The organism is Streptomyces sp. NPDC058955, from assembly GCF_042741435.1.
Classification (GTDB): domain Bacteria; phylum Actinomycetota; class Actinomycetes; order Streptomycetales; family Streptomycetaceae; genus Streptomyces.
Window position 1 is genome coordinate 1 of the sequence record NZ_JBHYKM010000020.1, and the last position, 19309, is coordinate 19309.

Sequence of the window (19309 nt, forward strand, 5' to 3'; positions counted from 1 at the left end):
GGCCTAGGCTTCTGCGCCTGAACCCGCACCGGCTGTACGGCTCTGTACGGGTGCGGGTCCAGACTCGGGGCGCGGAGGCACCGCTGAGGGTGCCGTTCCGTTGTGCCCACCCGTTCCGCCCCAGCGGAACGATTGCCCACAACGGCAGCGGCGGCGCCCGCAGCGCCTCCGCCGGGCCTGGGGGTGGGCACCGCCCCAGCGGAACGATTGCCCACAACGGAGCGGCGCGGCCGCCCGCAGCGCCCCGGCCGGGCCTGGGGGTGGGCACCGCCCCGGCGGAACGATTGCCCACAACGGAGCGGCAGCCGCGGCACCGCCCCCCCGGCCCACAACGGCGCGGCGGCGGCACGGCGCGTCAGGTCGTGAGGACCGTGCGGAGTTGGTCCAGGCCCCAGTCGAGGTCCTCCTTGGAGATGACCAGCGGCGGCGCGATGCGGATCGTCGAGCCGTGCGTGTCCTTCACCAGCACGCCCCGGTCCATCAGCCGCTCCGAGATCTGCCGCCCCGTGCCGCGCGACGGCACGATGTCGACGCCCGCCCACAGCCCCCGGCCCCGCACCGCCTCGACCGCGCCGCCGCCCACGAGCAGCCCCAGTTCCGCGTGCAGGTGCTCGCCCAGCTCCGCCGCCCGCTGCTGGTACTCGCCGGTCCGCAGCATCGCGATCACCTCCAGCGCCACCGCGCAGGCCAGCGGATTGCCGCCGAAGGTCGAACCGTGCTCGCCCGGCCGGAACACCCCCAGCACGTCGTCGTCCGCGACCACCGCCGACACCGGCACCACCCCGCCGCCCAGCGCCTTGCCGAGGATGTACACGTCCGGGACGACGTCCTCGTGCTCGCAGGCGAAGGTCCGGCCGGTCCGGCCGAGACCCGACTGGATCTCGTCGGCCATGAAGAGCACGTTCCGCCGGGCCGTCAGCTCCCGCACCCCGCGCAGATAGCCGGCCGGCGGGACCAGCACGCCCGCCTCGCCCTGGATCGGCTCCAGCAGCACCGCCACCGTGTTCTCGGTGACGGCCGCCTCCAGGGCCGTCAGATCGCCGTACGGCACGATCTCGAAGCCCGGCGTGTACGGGCCGAAGTGGTCCCGGGCGTCGTGGTCGGTCGAGAACGACACGATCGTCGTCGTCCGCCCGTGGAAGTTGTTCGCCGCCACCACGATCTTCGCGTGCCCGTCCGGCACGCCCTTCACCTCGTAACCCCACTTCCGGGCCGTCTTCACGGCCGTCTCGACCGCCTCCGCCCCGGTGTTCATCGGCAGCACCCGCTCCTTGCCGCACAGCTCCGCCAGCCGCGTGCAGAACTCGGCGAAGCGGTCGTGGTGGAACGCCCGCGAGGTGAGCGTCACCCGGTCCAGCTGGGCCTTCGCCGCCTCGATCAGCCGGCGGTTGCCGTGCCCGAAGTTCAGCGCCGAATAGCCGGCGAGCATGTCCAGGAAACGACGCCCCTCGACGTCCGTCATCCAGGCCCCCTCCGCGGAGGCGACGACGACGGGCAGGGGGTGGTAGTTGTGGGCGCTGTGCGCGTCCGAGGCAGCGATCTCGTCTTGCGTTCTCGACACGGGATCTCCGATCGTCCTGCGGCCGGGGCTGGGTGTGCCCCCTTTCTTATCGTCGCTCGCATCCCGGACGAAGAAACCTCCGACGACGGCGCGCCCGCTAGTCTGTGAACACGCGCGGCGACTGGCGTACGGGGAACCGACCCCGGGGGAGCCGCGCGCGCTCCACCACACGAGGTGCCGCTCGCCTGGGCATCACGGGAACCGCCCCGCGTCCCGTGCGAACACCTCGCCCGGGACGTCCCGACGTACTCCCGGAGGAACACGTGACCACGCCCCAGCAGACCGCCGGCCACCCCGCGCTCACCGCGGCCGACCCCGAGCTCGCCGCTCTCGTCGGCGCCGAGGAACGGCTCCAGGCCGACACCCTCCGCCTCATCCCGAGCGAGAACTACGTCTCCGCCGCCGTCCTCGAAGCCTCCGGCACCGTCCTCCAGAACAAGTACAGCGAGGGCTACCCCGGCCGCCGCTACTACGAGGGCCAGCAGGTCATCGACCAGGTCGAGACCCTCGCCGTCGAGCGCGCCAAGGCCCTGTTCGGCGTCGACCACGCCAACGTCCAGCCCTACTCCGGCTCCCCGGCCAACCTCGCCGTCTACCTCGCCTTCGCGAAGCCCGGCGACACCGTGATGGGCATGGCCCTGCCCATGGGCGGCCACCTCACCCACGGCTGGGGCGTCTCCGCCACCGGCTCCTGGTTCCGCGGCGTCCAGTACGGCGTCCGCCAGGCTGCAACATCTGAGGGGGGTCTCATCGACTACGACCAGGTCCGCGACCTCGCCCTCGCCGAACGGCCCAAGATCCTCTTCTGCGGCGGCACCGCCCTGCCCCGCACCATCGACTTCGCCGCCTTCGGCGAGATCGCCCGCGAGGCCGGCGCCGTCCTCGTCGCCGACATCGCGCACATCGCCGGCCTGATCGCCGGCGGCGCCCACCCCTCCCCGGTCGGCCACGTCGACGTGATCTCCACGACCACCCACAAGACCCTCCGCGGCCCGCGCGGCGCCATGCTGATGTCCACCGAGGAGCACGCCAAGGCCCTCGACAAGGCCGTCTTCCCCGGCCTCCAGGGCGGCCCGCACAACCAGACCACCGCCGCCATCGCCGTCGCGCTGCGCGAGGCGTCCCAGCCCTCCTTCCGCGACTACGCCCACGCCGTCGTCGCCAACGCCAAGGCCCTCGCCGAAGCCCTCCTCGCCCGCGGCTTCGACCTGGTCTCCGGCGGCACCGACAACCACCTGATCCTGATGGACCTCACCCCCAAGCAGGTCCCCGGCAAGATCGCCGCCAAGGCCCTCGACCGGGCCGGCATCGTCACCAACTACAACACCGTCCCCTACGACCCGCGGAAGCCCTTCGACCCCTCCGGCCTCCGCATCGGCACCCCCTCCCTCACCTCCCGCGGCCTCACCCCGGCCCACATGGACCAGGTCGCCGACTGGATCGACCGCGCCGTCACCGCGGCCGCCACCGAGGACGAGTCCACCCTCGCCAAGATCCGCACCGAGGTCGCCGACCTCATGGCCGCCCACCCGGCCCCCGGCCTCCCCGCCTAGGACCGGCCCCGGACCGCACCCGGGCACCGCCTACCGGACGGAGGCCGCGACCCGCAGCGCCTCCGTCCGGTCCCGTACGCCCTCTAGCCGGAGGGTCAGACCGGACGACGGCCGCACCCACACCAGCGTCGGCCCCGCCGCCCTCACCTCATGGCTCCACCGGCCGTCGGCCGAGGCGAGCGGGAAGGTCAGCCGGTGCGGCTCGGCGAACCAGTACGCCGCCGTCCCGTCCGCGAGCACCACCGGCTCCGGCTGCACCCGTATCGCCTTCACGAAGCCGGGGTCCAGTGCGCCCGGGAACTCGTCCAGCCGCACCACCGCCCCCTCCGCCGTCCGCCAGCAGACGCCGAGCACCGCCCTCGGCGCCCGCCCGGTCACCGCCGTGACCGCCCCGGCCACGCCCTCCGGCAGCAGCGGCGCGAACCCCGCCCGCCGGGCCGCCTCGGCCGCCGGCACCGGATCCGGACACCCCGGCACCTCCGCCGGAGCCACCGGCGGCGCCCCCGGCACGTACTCCACCGCGACCCCGCCCACGCCCAGCCACTCCACCACCGCCGCCCGCACCGGCGGCGTCAGCACCGCCACCACCAGCACCCCGGACAGCGCCGCGAGCAGCGCCCGCCACCGCCGCCGCAGCCACCCCCACCGCTCCCGCTCCGCCTCCGCCACGGCCACCGGCACGGGCACCCGCTCGGCGAGGAGCTGGGCCAGCACCCGCTCGGCCATCGACTCCCCGTCCACGTCCGGCACCCGCAGCGACCGCCCGAGCTCCCGCAGCTCCTCCGGCAGCCCCCCGGCACCCTCGTCCTCACGCACGCCCCTCACCTCCCTCCGCCGTCCCCATCGCCGACCCCAGCCTCTTCAGCGCCCGGCTCAGCCGCGACTTCACCGTCCCCCGCGGCCACCCCAGCGCCTCCGCGGTCTCCGCCTCGTCCAGCTCCAGCAGATAGCGGTGCACCACCACCCGCCGGTGCTCCTCCGGCAGCCCGTCCAGCGCCGCGAGCAGCCGCCGGCGCCGCTCGCCGTCCACCGCCGCCACCGCCGGGTCCGCCGACTCCGGTATCAGCGGCTCGCCCGCGAGCAGCTCCGCCTCCCGCCCCGCCACCGCCCGCTGCCGGCCCGCCGAACGCAGTGTGTTCCTCGTCTCATTGGCCACGATGCTCAGCAGCCACGGCCGGAAGGACGCCCCCTCCCGGAAACTCCCCAGCGAGCGGTACGCCTTGAAGAACGCCGCCTGCACCACGTCCTCGGCCTCCGCGCCCGCCCCGCACGCCACCGCCGCCCGCAGCGCCACCGCCGTGTACGCGCGGACCAGCTCCGCGTACGCCTCCGGCTCTCCGGCGCGCACCCGGGCGATCACGGCGCTCTCGTCGACGACGGCCGAGCCCCCCTCCCGTGTCCTCACACTCTTGGTACACCGGAAGTCCGGGATCGGTTCCCGCACCTGAGAGAATGATGTGCATGGCCTCTGATGCACGTCCCCGCGCGCTCTCCGGAATCCAGCCCACCGCGGGCTCGTTCCACCTCGGCAACTACCTCGGTGCGATCCGGCAGTACGTCGCGCTGCAGGAGACCCACGACGCCTTCTACATGGTCGTCGACCTGCACGCCATCACGGTCCCCCAGGACCCGGCCGAGCTCCGTGCCAACACCCGCTTCGCGGCCGCCCAGCTCCTCGCCGCCGGCCTCGACCCGGAGCGCTGCACCCTCTTCGTCCAGAGCCACGTCCCCGAGCACGCGCAGCTCGGCTGGGTCATGAACTGCCTCACCGGCTTCGGCGAGGCGTCCCGCATGACCCAGTTCAAGGACAAGTCCGCCAAGCAGGGCGCCGACCGCGCCACGGTCGGCCTCTTCACCTACCCGATCCTCCAGGTCGCGGACATCCTCCTCTACCAGGCCACGCACGTGCCGGTCGGCGAGGACCAGCGCCAGCACATCGAGCTGACCCGCGACCTCGCGGAGCGCTTCAACGGCCGCTTCGGCGACACCTTCACCGTCCCGGCGCCGTACATCGTCAAGGAGACCGGGAAGATCTACGACCTCCAGGACCCGACGATCAAGATGAGCAAGTCGGCGTCCACGCCGAAGGGCCTGATCAACCTCCTGGACGACCCGAAGGTCACCGCCAAGAAGGTCAAGAGCGCCGTCACCGACACCGACACGGTGATCCGCTTCGACCCGGAGAACAAGCCCGGCGTCTCCAACCTCCTCGTGATCATGTCCACCCTCACGGACACCGGCATCGCGGACCTGGAGAAGAGCTACGAGGGCAAGATGTACGGCGCCCTCAAGACCGACCTCGCCGAGGTCATGGTGGACTTCGTCACTCCCTTCCGGACCCGCACCCAGGAATACCTGGACGACCCGGAGACGCTGGACTCGATCCTGGCCAAGGGCGCGGAGAAGGCCCGCGCGGTCGCCGCCGAGACGCTGGCGCAGACGTACGAGAAGATCGGCTTCCTGCCCGCGAAGCACTGAGCCGGAGAGCCGGACCACACGAGGTCCGAGGACCCTGGCCATGAGGGTGGTGCAGGCCGCACACTGGCGGCTGCACCACCACACACCGACCCGACCCGGACGACGGAGGAGAACGACGTGGGGACCGTAACGCTCGGCGTTTCGATCGCGGTCCCGGAGCCTCACGGCAGCCTGCTCCAGGAGCGGCGCGCGGGCTTCGGGGATCCCGCCGCGCACGCCATCCCCACCCACGTCACCCTCGTCCCGCCCACCGAGGTCGACCAGGACCGGCTGCCGGAGATCGAGGCGCACCTCGCCGACGTCGCCGCCGACTGTCTCCCCTTCGCGATCCGGCTGAGCGGCACCGGCACCTTCCGCCCGCTCTCCCCGGTGGTCTTCGTCACCCTCGCCGAGGGCACGGCCGGCTGCGACCGGCTGCAGGCCCGCCTCCGCGAGGAGGCCGGCCCGCTCGTCCGCGAGCTCCAGTTCCCCTACCACCCGCACGTCACGGTCGCCCACGGCATCGCCGAGGAGGCCATGGACCGGGCCTACGAGGAACTGGCCGGCTACGAGGCCGCCTGGACCTGCGCCTCCTTCGCCCTCTACGAGCAGGGCGCGGACGGCGTGTGGCGGAAGCTGTACGACTACGAGTTCGGCGGCGGCCGCCCCGTCCCGGCCGTCCCCTCCCAGGGCGGCAGCCCGGTCCGCTCGACCTCCTGAGGCCGTACGGTCACACCGGCAGCCGCCGGTGCAGCGGCCGCGGCACGTGCCGCAGTGCCGACGCCACCAGCCGCAGCGGCCCCGGCACCCACACCGTCTCCGAGCGGCGCCGCAGCCCCAGCTCGATCGCGCCCGCCACCGCCTCCGGGGTGGTCGCCAGCGGGGCCTCCCGCCGCCCCGCCGTCCGCTCCGAGCGCACGAAACCGGGCCGCACCACCATCACGTGCACCCCCGTCCCGTGCAGCGCGTCGCCCAGCCCCTGCGCGAAGACGTCGAGCCCCGCCTTCGACGAGCCGTAGATGAAGTCGGCCCGGCGCCCCCGCTCGCCCGCCACCGACGACAGCACCACCAGCGAACCGTGCCCCTGCGCCTGGAGCGCGCCCGCGCACACCAGCGCCGCCGAGACGGCTCCCGTGTAGTTGGTCTGCGCGACCCGCACCGCCGCGGCCGGATCGGACTCGTCGCGCGCCTGGTCGCCGAGGACCCCGAAGGCCAGCAGCACCAGGTCGACGTCGCCCTCGGCGAAGACCCGCCCGAGCCGCTCCGCGTGGACGTCCGTGTCCAGGGCGTCGAAGGGCACGACGTGCACCTCCGCGCCCAGCGCGCGCAGCGACCCGGCGGCCGCCGCCAGCTCGGGGGAGGGGCGGCCGGCCAGCCAGACCGTACGGGTGCGGCGGGCGATCAGCCGGCGCGCGGTGGCCAGCCCGATGGCGGACGTGCCGCCGAGCAGCAGCAGGGACTGGGGGGCACCGAAGGCGTCCTTCACGACGCATCACTCCTGAACGGTTCAGAGGCCGAGACGGCGGGAGAGGTCCGAGCGGAACGCGGACCCGGGGTCGAGGGAGGCCCGCAGCTCCTGGAAGGCGGCGAGGCGCGGGTACATGACGGGGAGCAGCGCGGGCCGCAGCCGGGCGTCCTCGGCGAGGCAGACCCGCCCGCCGGCCGCCGCCACCCGCTCGTCGAGGACGTCGAGGAAGCGCCCGAGCCCGCGCGCCCCGGCGGGCACGTCGACGGTCAGGCACCAGCCGTGCACCGGGAACGCCAGCGGGCCCGCCCCGTCCGCGTGCACCCGCTCCACGCGCGCGTGCCGGGCGCCGCGGACGGGGGAGCGCCGGTCGGCCAGCAGCGCCAGGATCCCGCGCAGCGCCTCCTCGCGCCCCTCCGGCACGGCGCACCGGTACCGCACGAACGCGCCCCCGGAGCCGTACGCCGGGACCACGCGCGCGCGTGCCAGCCCCGGCAGCGGCCGCAGCCCGCCCGACCGCGTCCCCGGGAGGGCCGGCACCCCGAGGAAGGACGACACCGGGAAGGACGGCGGGGCCAGCGGGGCGCGGCGGGCCCGGTGCCCCCGGGGCAGAGCGGCGTACGGGACCGGCGCGGCGGTCGTGAGGACGGCGCGGCCCCGCCCGGCCGGCTCGACCCGGGCGCGCGCGTACGGCTCCCGGGGCGCGCCGGCGCCCGTCCAGTGGGCCAGCAGCGCGTCGACGTCCCGGAAACGGGCGGTCCGTTCGCGCAGGTACGCCGTCTCGACCGGCCGCACCGCCAGCGTCGCCGACAGGACCACCCCGGTGAGGCCGAGCCCGCCGACGGTCGCGTCGAAGAGCGGCTCGCCGCGCCGGACGGTCCTGGACTCCCCGTCGGCGCCGAGGAGTTCGAGCGCGACGACCCCGGTTCCGTACCCCGAGGCGATCGCCCCGCCGACCGTCCACGGGCCGGCGCCGGTCCGCGGATACAGGCCGAGCGGCAGCAACGCCCGGGCCAGCGCGCCCAGTTCCGTACCGGCCTCGCAGACCACCAGGCCCGCCGCCCCGTCCAGGCCGCGGATCCGGTCGAGCGTGGCCAGGTCCAGGACGGTCCCGCCCGCGTTCTGCGCCGCGTCGCCGCCGGACCGGCCCCGGCCACGGGCGACCGCGCCGCGCGGCCCCCGCCGGAGGACGGCCCCGGCGGCCTCGGCCGCCGAGCGGGGGCGGGCCAGCAGCGCGAGCGAGGGCGCGGTGCGCCCGGCGCCCGTGAGGGGCACGAAGTCGTCGTCCAGGACGAGGGGTTCGACAGCCATGGGAGTGAAGGTATCGCCGCGTCTGTCGCTTATGCCGGTATTGCCGTGCTCCGACGCGCGGTGTCGGTCCCCACCCACCGCCCGCCCCCGGGGGATCCTCGACCCATGGACTGGCTGACCAAGCTCCCCGTCATCGGCCCCTGGGTCGCCCGGCTCATGAAGACGCACGCATGGCGCTCCTACGAGCGCCTCGACGAGGTGCACTGGAGCAGGCTCGCCGCCGCCATCACCTTCCTCTCCTTCCTCGCCCTCTTCCCGCTGATCACCGTCGCCGCCGCGATCGGCGCCGCGCTGCTCACCGACGACCAGCTCGCCCGCATCGAGGAGAAGCTCTCCGACCAGGTCCCCGGCATCTCCGACCAGCTCGACATCGGCGGGCTCGTCGCCAACGCCGGCACCGTCGGCCTCGTGGCCGGCGCCCTGCTGCTCTTCACCGGCATCGGCTGGATCGGCTCGATGCGGGACTGCCTCCGCGCCGTCTGGGGCCTCGACGACACCGACGAGGGCAACCCGGTGCTCCGCAAGGGCAAGGACGCCGTCATCCTCGTCGGCCTCGGCGGCGTCGCCCTCTGCTCCCTCGCCGCCTCCTGGCTCGGCTCCACCGCCGTCGGCTGGAGCGCCGACCGGCTCGGCATCTCCGGCGGCGGCGCCGGCGGCGTCCTGCTCCAGGGCGCGGCCGTGCTCGTGGCGATGAGCGCCGACTTCCTGATCCTGCTGTACGTCCTCAAGCTGCTGCCGGGCGTCGACCCGCCGCGCCGCCGGCTCGTGGTCGCCGCGCTGATCGCCGCGGCCGGCTTCGAACTCCTGAAGCTGCTGCTCGGCGGCTACATGCGGGAGGTCGCGGCGAAGTCGATGTACGGCGCCTTCGGCGTGCCGGTGGCGCTGCTCCTGTGGATCAACTTCACCGCGAAGCTCCTGCTGTTCTGCTCCGCGTGGACGGCGGTGGGATCGCTCGGAACCTCCGCTACGGAGTCACGTCCGACCTCGAGTCCGACTCCGGCTCCGACGTCGAGTCCGACTCCGGAGCCGGATCGTCGGCGAGAGGACGGGGACGAGGACGGTTCCGGGGACGGCGAAGACGCCCGGCGCCGTCCGCCGCGGGCCAGCGACGGTTGACCAGGAAGACCGCGGCCGCGACCAGCACCAGCACCCCGCCCGCGATGGCGAGCGCGATCCCGACCCCGCCCGAGCCCTCCTCGGAGGCGGCCGCGACGGCCGGCCCGCCCGTCTCCGGAAGCTCCTTGCCCGGCGCGGGCGCGCCCGACTCCGTACCGCCCACCGGACGGGCCGACGGGCGCGCGTCCTTCGGCGGCACCAGCTCACCCACCGGCGTCACCTTCCCGGACGCCGCGAACCCCCAGTCGAGCAGCCGCGCGGCCTCCTTGTAGACCGCGTGCTGCTCCTTCGACGAGGGGTTCATGACCGTCACGAGCAGCACCCGCCCGTTCCGCTCGGCGACCCCGGTGAAGGTGGCGCCCGCGTGCGTGGTGTTGCCGTTCTTCACCCCGGCGATGCCCGGGTACGGGGCGATGCCGAAGTCGCCGGTCAGCAGCCGGTTGGTGTTCTGGATCTCGAAGGTCTCGCGCTTCTTGCCCGGCTTCGCCTCGCCGGGGAAGGCCGCGCGCGGGGTCGCCGCGTACTCCCGGAAGTCCGCCTTCTGCATCCCGCTGCGGGCGATCAGCGTCAGGTCGTACGCCGACGAGACCTGCCCCGGGGCGTCGTAGCCGTCCGGCGACTTGACGTGGGTGTCGAGCGCCTGGAGCTCGACCGCGTGCGCGTTCATCTCGGCCACGGTCTTCGTCAGGCCCTGGTTCATCTGCGTCAGGACGTGCACGGCGTCGTTCCCGGAGCGCAGGAAGACCCCCAGCCACAGGTCCCGGACCGTGTAGGTCTGCTTCTCCTTTATCCCGACGAGGCTGGAGCCCTCGCCGAGCCCGGCCAGATCCTGCGCGGTGACCAGACGGGTCTGCTTCTTGTCCTCGAACTTCGGCAGCAGGGTGTCCGCGAAGAGCATCTTCAGCGTGGACGCGGGCGCGAGCCGCCAGTGCGCGTTGTGCGAGGCCAGCACCGCGCCGCTCTCCGCGTCCGCCACGATCCACGACCGCGCCGACAGCTCCTTCGGCAGCACCGGCGCCCCGGTCCCGAGCTTCACCTGGGTCCCCGGCAACCCCAGCAGCACCCCGCCGACCGACGACATGTTCGGCGGCGGCTTCGGCTGGGCCGACGCCGTGGCCGTGGGCGTGGCCGTCGGCGTACCCCCCGGCTTCACCGGCTCGTCCGCGTGAGCGGGCCCGGAGGTGATCGCGAGCGGAAGCAACAGCGCGGCGGCGACCGCACCAGCGGTCTTCTTCGAAGCAGACACGATCGAGAACGTACAGGCACGACCCCCCGATCCGAACCCCGCGGTCCCCTTCCCCCGCCCCTCTCCACCCGGACGCGGGCCCCCGGGCGCCGACGGCGATACTGAGCCCATGAAGCTCAGCCGCCGCGTCTCCTGGTTCCTGCTCGCGTTCGGAGTCTGGAGCTGGTTCATCTGGATCACTTTCGTCAAGAATCTCTGGAACGACGGGAGCGGTCTCGCCTTCGACGACGCCGGGGACCCGACGGCCTACTTCTGGGTCCATCTGCTGCTCGCCGTGACGTCCTTCGTCCTGGGGACGGTGATCGGCGTGATCGGGTTGCGCGGGGTGCGCGCCTCCCGCCGCTCCTCCGACTGACACAAGAGAGGTACCGGGCGTGATCGCCTTCCTGCCCTTCCTGGTCGTGGTCCTCGCGCTGCTCGGCGCGGTCCACTGGTACGTGTGGCGCCGCCTGGTCCGGGACGTCACCGCGCCCGGCGGCCGGGCCCGGCGCCTCGGCACGGCCCTGGTGGTCGTGCTGCCGCTGCTCTCCGTCGCCGCGCTGGCCTCCGGGCGGGCCGGGGTGCCCTTCGTGGTCCAGCAGGTGGTGGCCTGGCCCGGGTTCCTGTGGCTGGCGCTGCTGCTGTACGTGGTGCTGGCGCTGGTCGTCGGCGAGGCCGTGCGGCCGGTGCTGAACCGGGTGCTCGCCCGGCGGGCCGCCGCCACCGCCCCCGCCGCCGCGCCGGTGGCCGTCCCGGCGCCCGCGCCCGTTCCCGTACCCGCTCCGGAGAGCGCGCGGGAGACCGAGACCCAGACCGAGACCCAGACCGAGACCCAGGCCGAGGCCGAGGCCGAGACCGAGCCGGTGGGGGTCGCGGAAGCGCCAGCGTCCGACGTGTCGCGGCGGCTCTTCGTGTCCCGGGTCGTCGGCGGGGCGGCCGTCGCCGTCGCCGCCGGGACCGTGGCGAACGGGGCGTACGGGGTGCTGCGCGGGCCCCGGGTGAAGCGGGTGACCGTGCCGCTGGCCAAGCTGCCGCGGGCCGCGCACGGATACCGGATCGCGGTCGTCTCCGACATCCACCTCGGGCCGATCCTCGGACGCGCCCACTCGCAGCGGATCGTGGACACGATCAACGCCACCCAGCCCGATCTGATCGCCGTCGTCGGCGACCTCGTCGACGGCTCCGTGGCGGACCTCGGCTCCGCCGCCGAGCCGCTGGCGCAGCTGCGCGCCCGGCACGGCTCCTTCTTCGTCACCGGCAACCACGAGTACTTCTCCGGCGCCGACGCCTGGGTCGACCACGTCCGCGAGCTCGGCCTGCGCCCGCTGCGGAACGAACGCCTGGAGATCGCCGCCGGGTTCGACCTGGCCGGCGTGGACGACGTGGCCGGCGAGAGCGAGGGGCAGGGTCCGGACTTCGGCCGGGCGCTCGGCGACCGCGACCGGTCCCGGGCGGCCGTCCTCCTCGCCCACCAGCCGATCGTGATCGACGACGCCGTCGCCCACGGGGTGGACCTCCAGCTCTCCGGTCACACCCACGGCGGCCAGCTCTGGCCGGGCAATTTCCTCGCCGAACTCGCCAATCCGACCGTGGCCGGGCTCGAACGGTACGGGGACACCCAGCTGTACGTCTCCCGCGGCGCCGGCGCGTGGGGGCCGCCGGTAAGGGTGGGCGCGCCGTCCGACATCACCGTCGTCCAACTCGCCTCGAAGCAGGCGTAATCGGGACGGAAACGGAGAGTGTCACTCCCTGCGCCGGGGTCGATACGTGCTGCTCATCGACTTAAATTCGCATTTCCCGGACATATGCATGCCGTGTGAAGATTTCCTCTTCCCCATGTGAAACCCGTGTGATTGGGTGGCGCAAACGCGACGATTCGGGGGCCGTCGCTCTTTGGGGTTTTTGCACGAAAAAAAGGAAGCACGGCAATGCGGTCGACGGTCCGTCTCCGGATCCTCATCACTTGTGGAGTACTGGTGGCCGCGGGGGTGGGGGGCTGGCAACTCCTGCCCTCCGACGAGGGCCGTACCGACCCGATCCCCGTCGGCACCACCGACGAGGTCACCTCGCTCGACCCGGCCGGCGCCTACGACGCCGGCTCGTGGGCGATGTACAGCAACGTCTACCAGTCGCTGCTGACGTTCAAGCCGGGCTTCACCACCCCCACCCCGGACGCCGCCGAGAGCTGCAAGTTCGTGGGCGACAGGCTCACCACGTACCAGTGCGTCGTCCGCGGCGACCTCACCTTCCCCAGCGGGCGCAAGGTGACGGCCGAGGACGTCAAGTACTCCTTCGACCGGATGCTGAAGATCAAGGCGGAGGTCGGCCCCGCGCCGCTCTTCCCGACCCTGAAGGACGTGCGGGCCGACGGCCAGACCGTCACCTTCAACCTCAGCGCCCGGGACGCCACCTTCCCGCTGAAGCTGGCCACCGGCGCCGGCTCGATCATCGACCGCGACCGCTACCAGGCCGACACCCTCCGCGAGGACAACGGCGTCGACGGCACCGGCCCGTACGTCCTCAAGGAGTACAAGCCGGGCGAGAGCGCCCTCCTGGAGCCCAACCCGAAGTACCGGGGCGCGCTCGCCGGGACGGGCCGACCGGTCCGCGTGAAGTACTTCAAGCAGTCCGAGGAGCTGGCGAACGCCTGGAAGTCCGGCGACGTGCAGGTGACGCACCGCCAGCTCCCGCCGTCCTTCGTGGAGAACCTGGACACCAACGGCGGCACCCGGCTCACCGAGGCGGAGAGCGCCGAGATCCGCAACATCGTCTTCAACACCCGCTCCGACTCGCCGATGGGCGAGAAGGCGGTGCGGCAGGCGGTCGCGGCGGTCCTCGACCGCCCGGACATCACCACCGGCGCCTACAAGGGCACGGTCGAGCCGCTGTACTCGCTGATCCCGCAGGGCTTCGTCGGGCACAGCACGGCCTTCTACGACCGCTACCCGTCGCCCGACGCGAAGAAGGCGAAGAAGCTGCTGCGGGACGCCGGTGTGCAGACCCCGGTCGCGTTCACCTTCGGCTACCGCCAGGACGCCACGTACAAGGCCGAGACCGCGCTCATCAAGAAGCAGCTGGAGGAGACCGGCCTGTTCGAGGTGAAGGTGGTGGAGGCCGACTGGCAGAACTTCCAGAAGGGCTACACCAGCGGCGCCTACGACGCCTACACCGTCGGCTGGCTCCCCGACTTCCCCGACTCGGACAGCTTCACGGCCCCGCTCGTCGGCACCGGGAACACCCTGGACAACGGCTACTCCAGCAAGACCGTCGACAAGCTGATCAAGGACACCCAGCAGTTCGACGACCGCTCCCGGACCACCGGCGACTTCAAGTCGATCCAGGAGCACGTCGCCCAGGACGTGCCGCTGATCCCGCTCTGGCAGAAGAACGACTACGTCCTCGCCACCGAGGCCGTCGGCGGCTCGCAGAACCTCTCCGACGGCACCGGCATCTGGCGCCTGTGGGAGCTGTCCTGGCTCTGACGGTCAGCCCTTCGTCGGGGCGGTCCTGCGGGGCCGTCCCGACGCCGCCATCCCGGCCGCCGTCGGCATGAAGTCGGCGAGCAGCTCGTGGGTCTCCTTGACCAGCGGGCGCAGGATCCGGAAGCGGGAGAGCGAGATCGCCCGCGCGGTCACCGGCGCCAGCCGCTCCACCAGCCGCCGGCTGTTGGCGGCGCCCTCGGAGCGGTCGTACACCCAGAACAGCACCAGGCCCATCTGCTGGAGCCACAGCAGCTGCGGCAGCGCCTCGGAGAGCTCGGGGTCGACCTTCACCGCGGCGCCGGAGATCACCCGGCGGTGCACCTCGATGGCCGCCTCGCGCGGCCCCTCCGACTCGGGCGAGAACGGCGAGAGCGGGCTGTCCGGGTCGGCCGCGTTCTTGAAGAACTGGGCCGCGAACTCGTGGTACGGCTCCGCGATGTCGAGCCAGGCGAGGAGGACGCCCCTGATGCGGGCGACCAGTTCCTTCTCGTCGCCCTCCAGGACCGGCCGGACGGCGGCCTGGTGCTCCTCGGCGATCCGGTCGTAGAAGCCCTGGACCAGGTGCTCCTTGGACGCGAAGTAGTAGTAGGCGTTCCCGACCGAGACCCCGGCCTCCTGGGCGATCGCCCGCATGGTGGTCTTGTCGTACCCCCGCTCCCGGAAGAGCCGCAGCGCGGTCTCCAGGATGAGCGTCCGGGTCTGCTCGCTCTTCGGGGCCTTCGGAGCGTCCTGGTCCTTCGGAGCGACCAGGGCCTTCGGGGCGACCGGGGCCTTCTTCTCTTCCTTCGCGTCCTTCACGGGGCCGAGCCTAGCCGGGCGCGCCGGGCAGGTCGCAGTGCCCGTCCTGGCAGCCGGAGCCCTCCGCGCCCTTGAGCGCCTCCCGCCACTTCGCGGCGGCGAGGACGGCGGCGCGGGCGAAGGGCTGCCCGGCGGGGGTGGCGAGCCAGTGGGCCCTGGGCCGGTGTTCGGCCAGCGCCCAGAGGCAGACGATCCAGGCGGCCGAGGCCCGGTAGACCTGGCCCCGGTCCCCGACCACGGTGATCTCCCGCAGGGTGGCGGTGTGGTCGAGGTCGGGGAAGAGCTGCCGGGCCCGCTGCGAGCCGGCCGGGACCAGGTCGAGCGGCACGAGCTGCCGCTGGCGCAGCAGCCAGTGCCTGAGGTGGACGCAGAGCGGGCAGTCGGCGTCGTACAGCACGGTCAGCCGTCCCACGGGGGCCGTGGGGGGTGTGGGCGTCGTGGGCGTCACGGGGTGCGCCGGGGTCGACACGGTGGTCACGCCTGCGGCGCGGGCGGGGCCCAGGGGCCGTTCTTGGGGGCGGCGGTCCAGCCCTGCGGGGCGACGGGCGGGATCTGTTCGCGCTCCATGACGCCGCGGCGGCGGATCCTGTTGAGCACGTAGACGTTGCCGAGGTGCATCACGCCGAGGACGAGGAGGACGACGCCGAGCTTGACGGAGAGGGCCTCGAAGAGCGCCCGGGCGTCGAGGACGGCCGCGTCCTGGCTCAGGTACAGGGCGACGAAGCCGAAGTTGACGAGGTAGAAGCCGACCACCAGGAGGTGGTTGACGGCGTCCGCGAGCTTCTCGTTCCCGTGCAGCACGTCGGAGAGGAAGAACCTTCCGTTACGGCTGAGGGTGCGGCCGACCCAGATGGTCAGGGCCACGCCGATCAGCAGGTAGGCGATGTACGCGACGACAGTGAGGTCCATGCCCCACGCTCCCTTGAACGCGTTCAAATGCTGGCAGGCATGACTGTAGGCCCGCTCTTGAACGCGTTCAAGTCGGTGGTCGAAAGAAGTGGCCCGCGGGGTCGGCGGCGCCTAGAGTCACGCGGGTGACGCTCTCTCATGACTCGGCCGGCACCGGCCCCCAGACCGTCGTCCTGCTGCACTCCGGGGTCTGTGACCGCCGGATGTGGGACGGACAGTTCCACGCCCTCGCCGAGGCCGGGCACCACGTCGTCCGCTGCGACCTCCGCGGCTTCGGCGAGACCCCCGTCGACGCCCCGCACGTCCACGCCGACGACGTCCGGGACCTCCTCGACCACCTCGGCGTCGAGCGGGCCGTCCTCGTCGGCTCCTCCTTCGGCGGCGAGGTCGCCCTGGAGGTCGCCGTCCGTCACCCCGAGCGGGTCGCCGCGCTCACCCTGCTCTGCGCCGCCGCCCCCGTCGACCACGAGGCCGGACCAGAACTCCGCGCCTTCTTCACCGAGGAGAACGCCCTCCTCGACGCCGGCGACCTGGACGCCGCCACCGCCCTCAACGTCGAGCTGTGGCTCGGCCCCCACGCCGACGACGCGGCCCGCGCCCTCGTCCACACCATGCAGCGCCGCGCCTTCGAGCTCCAGCTCGGCGCCCCCGACGAGCACGACGCCCAGCCCTCCGGCGTCACCGAGGACGACCTCAGGACGATCGCCGTGCCCGCCCTCGTCGTCTCCGGCGCGCACGACGTCCCCGACTTCCGCGCCATCGCCGAGAAGACCGCCGCCCTCCTCCCGGCCTCCCGCCGCGTCGTCCTCGACTGGGCCGGCCACCTGCCGTCCCTGGAACGCCCCGAGGAGACCCTCCGCCTCCTCCTCGACCACCTCGCCGGACTCACCACCCCCGCCGCAGCCGGGCGGTGACCGCCGGGTCGGTGATCTCGTCGTCGGCGGCCAGCAGGAACGCCTTCGCCAGGATCACCGACAGCATCCCGCCGTCCTCCTCGAACGGCAGGAACACCTTCGCCGCCCGCCCGGCCGCCCGCGAACGGTCCGCCGTCACCGGCAGATAGACCTCCGAGGGCTCCATCAGCACGTTCCCCGAGCCCAGATGGATCCGGTACGCGCCCATCCTGCCCCGCACCCGTAGGAACCGGTCCGTCAGCTCCGCCCGGTCCGCGATCGGGGTCCGCGGCAGCAGCCGGGCCAGCGTCTCCCGCCGCACCCGCGCCGCCTCGCCCAGCTCCCCGAAGCCCCAGCGCATCCAGTAGTCGCCGTACCGCCGGTCCTCGCCCCGGTCCTGCCAGTCCGGGTCCGCACCGACCGACGCCACCCCCACGAACAGGTCCACGTCCCGCAGCGCCTCCGACAGCACCAGCGCCGGCACCTCCGCCAGCGGTGCCGCCTCCCACGGGCCCTTCGGCCCCGCGGCGCCCTCCCGCCGCTCGAACCGCACCTGATCGGTCGCGCAGCAGACGGCGCCCCCGTCCGAGGACACCCCCTCGCCGGCCAGGTCCACGAAGAACCGGGCCCGCCACCGCGTCCCCTCCGCCGCCGGCAGCTCGCCCGGCGCGGGCAGCTCCTTCACCATCTCGGAGGACTCCCCGCCGGTGAAGAGCCCCAGATGCCTCCCCGCCCACCCCCGGGCCGTCATCAGCGCCCGCGCCTGCCCGTACCGCAGCACGTGCCCCGCGAAGCGGTTCGAGTACGAGGCGGTCTCCCGCTCCGCCGGAGTCAGCGGATACACCTCCCGGAACACCTGCCGGAACGGCTGCCGCCCCTCCCGGTCGAGCAGCGCCGCCCGCCACTCGGCGACCTCCCCGTCCCCGGCCCGCAGCGGATGCCACAGCCGCAGCCGGTCGCCCTCCCCGACCGGCCGCGCGGTGCCGTCCGCCGCCGCCAGCGCCCAGCCGCCGCCGGCCGCCCGCTCCGGCAGCCCGGCCGTCCAGCCGCCGGCGCCGTCCCCGGCCTCCCACACCAGCGCCCGCGCCACGGCCCCGGTCACCGGATGGTCCGTGTAGTACCGCCGCCAGTCCCCGGCCGGCCAGGTCGTGCCCGCCGCCAGGTGCTCCTCCAGCCGGGCCCGCTCCTCCGCCAGCAGCGCCGACAGCTTCCGCAGCCCCGCCCTGACCTCCTTCAGCTCCTCGGCACGCGCCTCCCGCACCTCCTTCGGCGCGCTCTTCAGGAGCCTCCCCTCCGGGCCCCTGAAGGAGAGCAGCGCCGTGCCCGGCTCCCGTACCGCCAGCTCCGCCGTGTACGCCCCCAGCGCCACCTCCCGCGCCCCGCCGCCGTCCAGCCCGAGCGCCGGCACGGCCCGCTCCCGCAGCATCGACGCGGTCACCCCCGCCCGCGCGGAGACCGCCTCCCGGGCGCGTGCGATGCCCTTCACCACGGTCCGGTTGACCACCCGCCGCGGCAGCCGGCCCAGCTCGGCGACGGCCTCCTCGGCCCGGTAGGCCGGGAACTCACCGAGCACCGCGACGGCCGCCGTCGCCATCGGCTGGCTGCGGCACATGCCCCCGTGCCCGCCGAGCCCCGTCCCGGCGTGCAGCGCCACCGCCCCCACCAGCGGCACCACCCACTCCTCCCGGACGTCCAGCGCGGCCCACAACAGGCCCCGGACCAGCGAGGTGTTGGCGGCGCTCGCCAGCGTCGGGATCCCCATCCCGACCGGGTCCGGGTCGTTCACCCGGTGCGCGGCCTGGTCGGTGACCCCCTCCAGGAGCAGCCGCACCACCTCCGCGCCCCGCTCGGCACCGGCCAGCAGCTCCGCCGCGCGCCTGCGCCAGACCCGGGTGGCGCGCGGCTTGTCGAGCAGCGCGCAGTGCGCCAGGAACGCGGCGACCCCGGGCCCCGCGAGCGGCTCCGCGTGCGCCGCCCGCATCCTCGGGCCGTACTCGTCGAAGCCGTCCAGGACGTGACGGGGCAGCAGGCCGGGGTCCACCCGTGTCTCGCGCGCGAGCAGGGCGTCCAGCCGGTCGCGCAGCAGGCTGAACCCGTCCTGGGAGAAGCCGCGCAGGCCCTCGGCGATCCGGCGCAGGGTCCGGACGTGGGACCGCGAGAAGTCCCCCGCCTGCTCGCAGGCCGCCACCGCGAGCGGCACCAGGGCGGTGAAGTCCGCGCGGAGTTCGTGCGGGGCCACGCCCGCCTCGCCGCCCAGGATCCGGGACAGCAGGAGGTCCGCCTCGTCGGCCGACCAGCCGAGGTCCCGGCGGGCCAGCCCGGCGAGCGCCGCCGCCACCGTCTGCCCGCCCTTCCCGCGGCAGGCGCGCAGGTGCAGGGCGAGCGCGGCCTCCCGCAGCTCCGCCCCCTCCAGTCCGTCCAGCAACGCCCGCAGCGCGTCCGGCCCTTCGGCCGTCGCCCGCCCCACCGCCTCGCCCATGGCCTTCGCCGGGCCCGTGATCCCCACCATGTCGACCACGGTAGGTCCCGCCACTGACAA

General features: G+C 73.8%; 17 protein-coding genes, 1 pseudogene and 1 riboswitch. Of the genes and pseudogenes, 8 read left to right on the forward strand and 10 right to left on the reverse strand.

What is annotated here, in order from left to right; translation table 11 throughout:
• Positions 1-355 precede the first annotated feature (355 nt).
• Positions 356-1561, reverse strand: a complete 1206-nt coding sequence (gene rocD, locus ACFW1I_RS11000) for an ornithine--oxo-acid transaminase (RefSeq protein WP_384668672.1) — start codon at positions 1559-1561, stop codon at positions 356-358.
• A 107-nt stretch (positions 1562-1668) separates the two neighbouring features.
• Positions 1669-1759: riboswitch (ZMP/ZTP riboswitch) on the forward strand.
• A gap of 65 nt (positions 1760-1824) precedes the next feature.
• Here rocD and glyA point away from each other — a divergent pair.
• Positions 1825-3114, forward strand: a complete 1290-nt coding sequence (glyA, locus tag ACFW1I_RS11005; protein ID WP_384668674.1) for a serine hydroxymethyltransferase — start codon at positions 1825-1827, stop codon at positions 3112-3114.
• Between the two features lie 30 nt (positions 3115-3144).
• Here the strand turns inward: glyA and ACFW1I_RS11010 are convergent, their stop codons facing one another.
• Both ACFW1I_RS11010 and ACFW1I_RS11015 read right to left on the reverse strand, forming a co-directional pair.
• Positions 3145-3930 (reverse strand): hypothetical protein, encoded by a 786-nt coding sequence (locus ACFW1I_RS11010; protein ID WP_384668677.1) that lies wholly within the window; start codon positions 3928-3930, stop codon positions 3145-3147.
• Positions 3923-4519: an RNA polymerase sigma factor gene (locus ACFW1I_RS11015; RefSeq protein ID WP_384668680.1), complete on the reverse strand. Its 597-nt coding sequence runs from the start codon at positions 4517-4519 to the stop codon at positions 3923-3925. Before ACFW1I_RS11015 ends, ACFW1I_RS11010 begins: the two co-directional genes overlap by 8 nt.
• 56 nt (positions 4520-4575) lie before the next feature.
• Here ACFW1I_RS11015 and trpS point away from each other — a divergent pair, with 56 nt between their 5' ends.
• A complete protein-coding gene (gene trpS, locus ACFW1I_RS11020) occupies positions 4576-5592 on the forward strand; it encodes a tryptophan--tRNA ligase (protein WP_384668683.1) in 1017 nt (338 codons plus the stop codon).
• A 117-nt stretch (positions 5593-5709) separates the two neighbouring features.
• Entirely contained in the window at positions 5710-6291 is a 582-nt protein-coding gene (locus ACFW1I_RS11025; protein ID WP_384668686.1) for a 2'-5' RNA ligase family protein, read from the forward strand.
• 10 nt (positions 6292-6301) lie between these two features.
• On the opposite strand, the gene ACFW1I_RS11030 is transcribed toward ACFW1I_RS11025, so the two are convergent.
• Positions 6302-7057, reverse strand: a complete 756-nt coding sequence (locus ACFW1I_RS11030) for a decaprenylphospho-beta-D-erythro-pentofuranosid-2-ulose 2-reductase (RefSeq protein ID WP_384668688.1) — start codon at positions 7055-7057, stop codon at positions 6302-6304.
• 21 nt (positions 7058-7078) lie between these two features.
• Complete coding sequence (locus ACFW1I_RS11035; protein WP_384668690.1) at positions 7079-8347, reverse strand: FAD-binding oxidoreductase; 1269 nt, start codon at positions 8345-8347, stop codon at positions 7079-7081.
• 105 nt (positions 8348-8452) lie between these two features.
• Here ACFW1I_RS11035 and ACFW1I_RS11040 point away from each other — a divergent pair, with 105 nt between their 5' ends.
• Positions 8453-9463, forward strand: a complete 1011-nt coding sequence (locus ACFW1I_RS11040; RefSeq protein ID WP_384668693.1) for a YihY/virulence factor BrkB family protein — start codon at positions 8453-8455, stop codon at positions 9461-9463.
• A 355-nt stretch (positions 9464-9818) separates the two neighbouring features.
• On the opposite strand, the pseudogene ACFW1I_RS11045 reads toward ACFW1I_RS11040, so the two are convergent.
• Positions 9819-10880 (reverse strand): annotated as a pseudogene (locus ACFW1I_RS11045) (D-alanyl-D-alanine carboxypeptidase family protein); the annotation flags it as partial.
• On the opposite strand from ACFW1I_RS11045, the gene ACFW1I_RS11050 reads away from it, so the two are divergent.
• The 3 genes from ACFW1I_RS11050 (at position 10819) to ACFW1I_RS11060 (ending at position 14170) form a co-directional block, all read left to right on the forward strand.
• On the forward strand, positions 10819-11064 hold the full coding sequence (locus ACFW1I_RS11050; protein WP_384668696.1) for an SCO4848 family membrane protein: 246 nt from the start codon (positions 10819-10821) through the stop codon (positions 11062-11064). The pseudogene ACFW1I_RS11045 and the gene ACFW1I_RS11050 sit on opposite strands and share 62 nt — an antisense overlap.
• 22 nt (positions 11065-11086) lie before the next feature.
• Complete coding sequence (locus ACFW1I_RS11055; protein ID WP_384668858.1) at positions 11087-12409, forward strand: metallophosphoesterase; 1323 nt, start codon at positions 11087-11089, stop codon at positions 12407-12409.
• A 207-nt stretch (positions 12410-12616) separates the two neighbouring features.
• Positions 12617-14170, forward strand: coding sequence for an ABC transporter substrate-binding protein (locus tag ACFW1I_RS11060; protein WP_384668699.1), 1554 nt, complete (start codon positions 12617-12619; stop codon positions 14168-14170).
• A gap of 3 nt (positions 14171-14173) precedes the next feature.
• Here ACFW1I_RS11060 and ACFW1I_RS11065 read toward each other — a convergent pair whose 3' ends face one another.
• The 3 genes from ACFW1I_RS11065 to ACFW1I_RS11075 all read right to left on the reverse strand — a co-directional run bounded on the left by ACFW1I_RS11065 (position 14174) and on the right by ACFW1I_RS11075 (position 15877).
• Positions 14174-14920 carry a TetR/AcrR family transcriptional regulator gene (locus ACFW1I_RS11065; RefSeq protein WP_384668861.1) on the reverse strand — a complete coding sequence of 249 codons (747 nt, stop codon included), beginning with the start codon at positions 14918-14920 and terminating at the stop codon, positions 14174-14176.
• Between the two features lie 58 nt (positions 14921-14978).
• On the reverse strand, positions 14979-15380 hold the full coding sequence (locus tag ACFW1I_RS11070; RefSeq protein ID WP_384668702.1) for a thiol-disulfide oxidoreductase DCC family protein: 402 nt from the start codon (positions 15378-15380) through the stop codon (positions 14979-14981).
• Between the two features lie 62 nt (positions 15381-15442).
• Positions 15443-15877, reverse strand: a complete 435-nt coding sequence (locus ACFW1I_RS11075; RefSeq protein WP_384668705.1) for a hypothetical protein — start codon at positions 15875-15877, stop codon at positions 15443-15445.
• Positions 15878-16002: 125 nt separating this feature from the next.
• Here ACFW1I_RS11075 and ACFW1I_RS11080 point away from each other — a divergent pair, with 125 nt between their 5' ends.
• Positions 16003-16791 (forward strand): alpha/beta fold hydrolase, encoded by a 789-nt coding sequence (locus ACFW1I_RS11080; RefSeq protein WP_384668708.1) that lies wholly within the window; start codon positions 16003-16005, stop codon positions 16789-16791.
• Here the strand turns inward: ACFW1I_RS11080 and ACFW1I_RS11085 are convergent.
• Complete coding sequence (locus ACFW1I_RS11085) at positions 16763-19279, reverse strand: DUF4132 domain-containing protein (protein ID WP_384668710.1); 2517 nt, start codon at positions 19277-19279, stop codon at positions 16763-16765. The genes ACFW1I_RS11080 and ACFW1I_RS11085 overlap by 29 nt on opposite strands.
• Positions 19280-19309 lie beyond the last annotated feature (30 nt).

Coding starts and splice junctions, on each gene's coding strand:
- ACFW1I_RS11050 (WP_384668696.1), top strand. CDS start 10,819: ATGAAGCTCAGCCGCCGCGTCTCCTGGTTCCTGCTCGCGTTCGGAGTC.
- ACFW1I_RS11060 (WP_384668699.1), top strand. CDS start 12,617: ATGCGGTCGACGGTCCGTCTCCGGATCCTCATCACTTGTGGAGTACTG.
- ACFW1I_RS11075 (WP_384668705.1), bottom strand. CDS start 15,877: ATGGACCTCACTGTCGTCGCGTACATCGCCTACCTGCTGATCGGCGTG.
- ACFW1I_RS11035 (WP_384668690.1), bottom strand. CDS start 8,347: ATGGCTGTCGAACCCCTCGTCCTGGACGACGACTTCGTGCCCCTCACG.
- ACFW1I_RS11085 (WP_384668710.1), bottom strand. CDS start 19,279: ATGGTGGGGATCACGGGCCCGGCGAAGGCCATGGGCGAGGCGGTGGGG.
- trpS (WP_384668683.1), top strand. CDS start 4,576: ATGGCCTCTGATGCACGTCCCCGCGCGCTCTCCGGAATCCAGCCCACC.
- ACFW1I_RS11040 (WP_384668693.1), top strand. CDS start 8,453: ATGGACTGGCTGACCAAGCTCCCCGTCATCGGCCCCTGGGTCGCCCGG.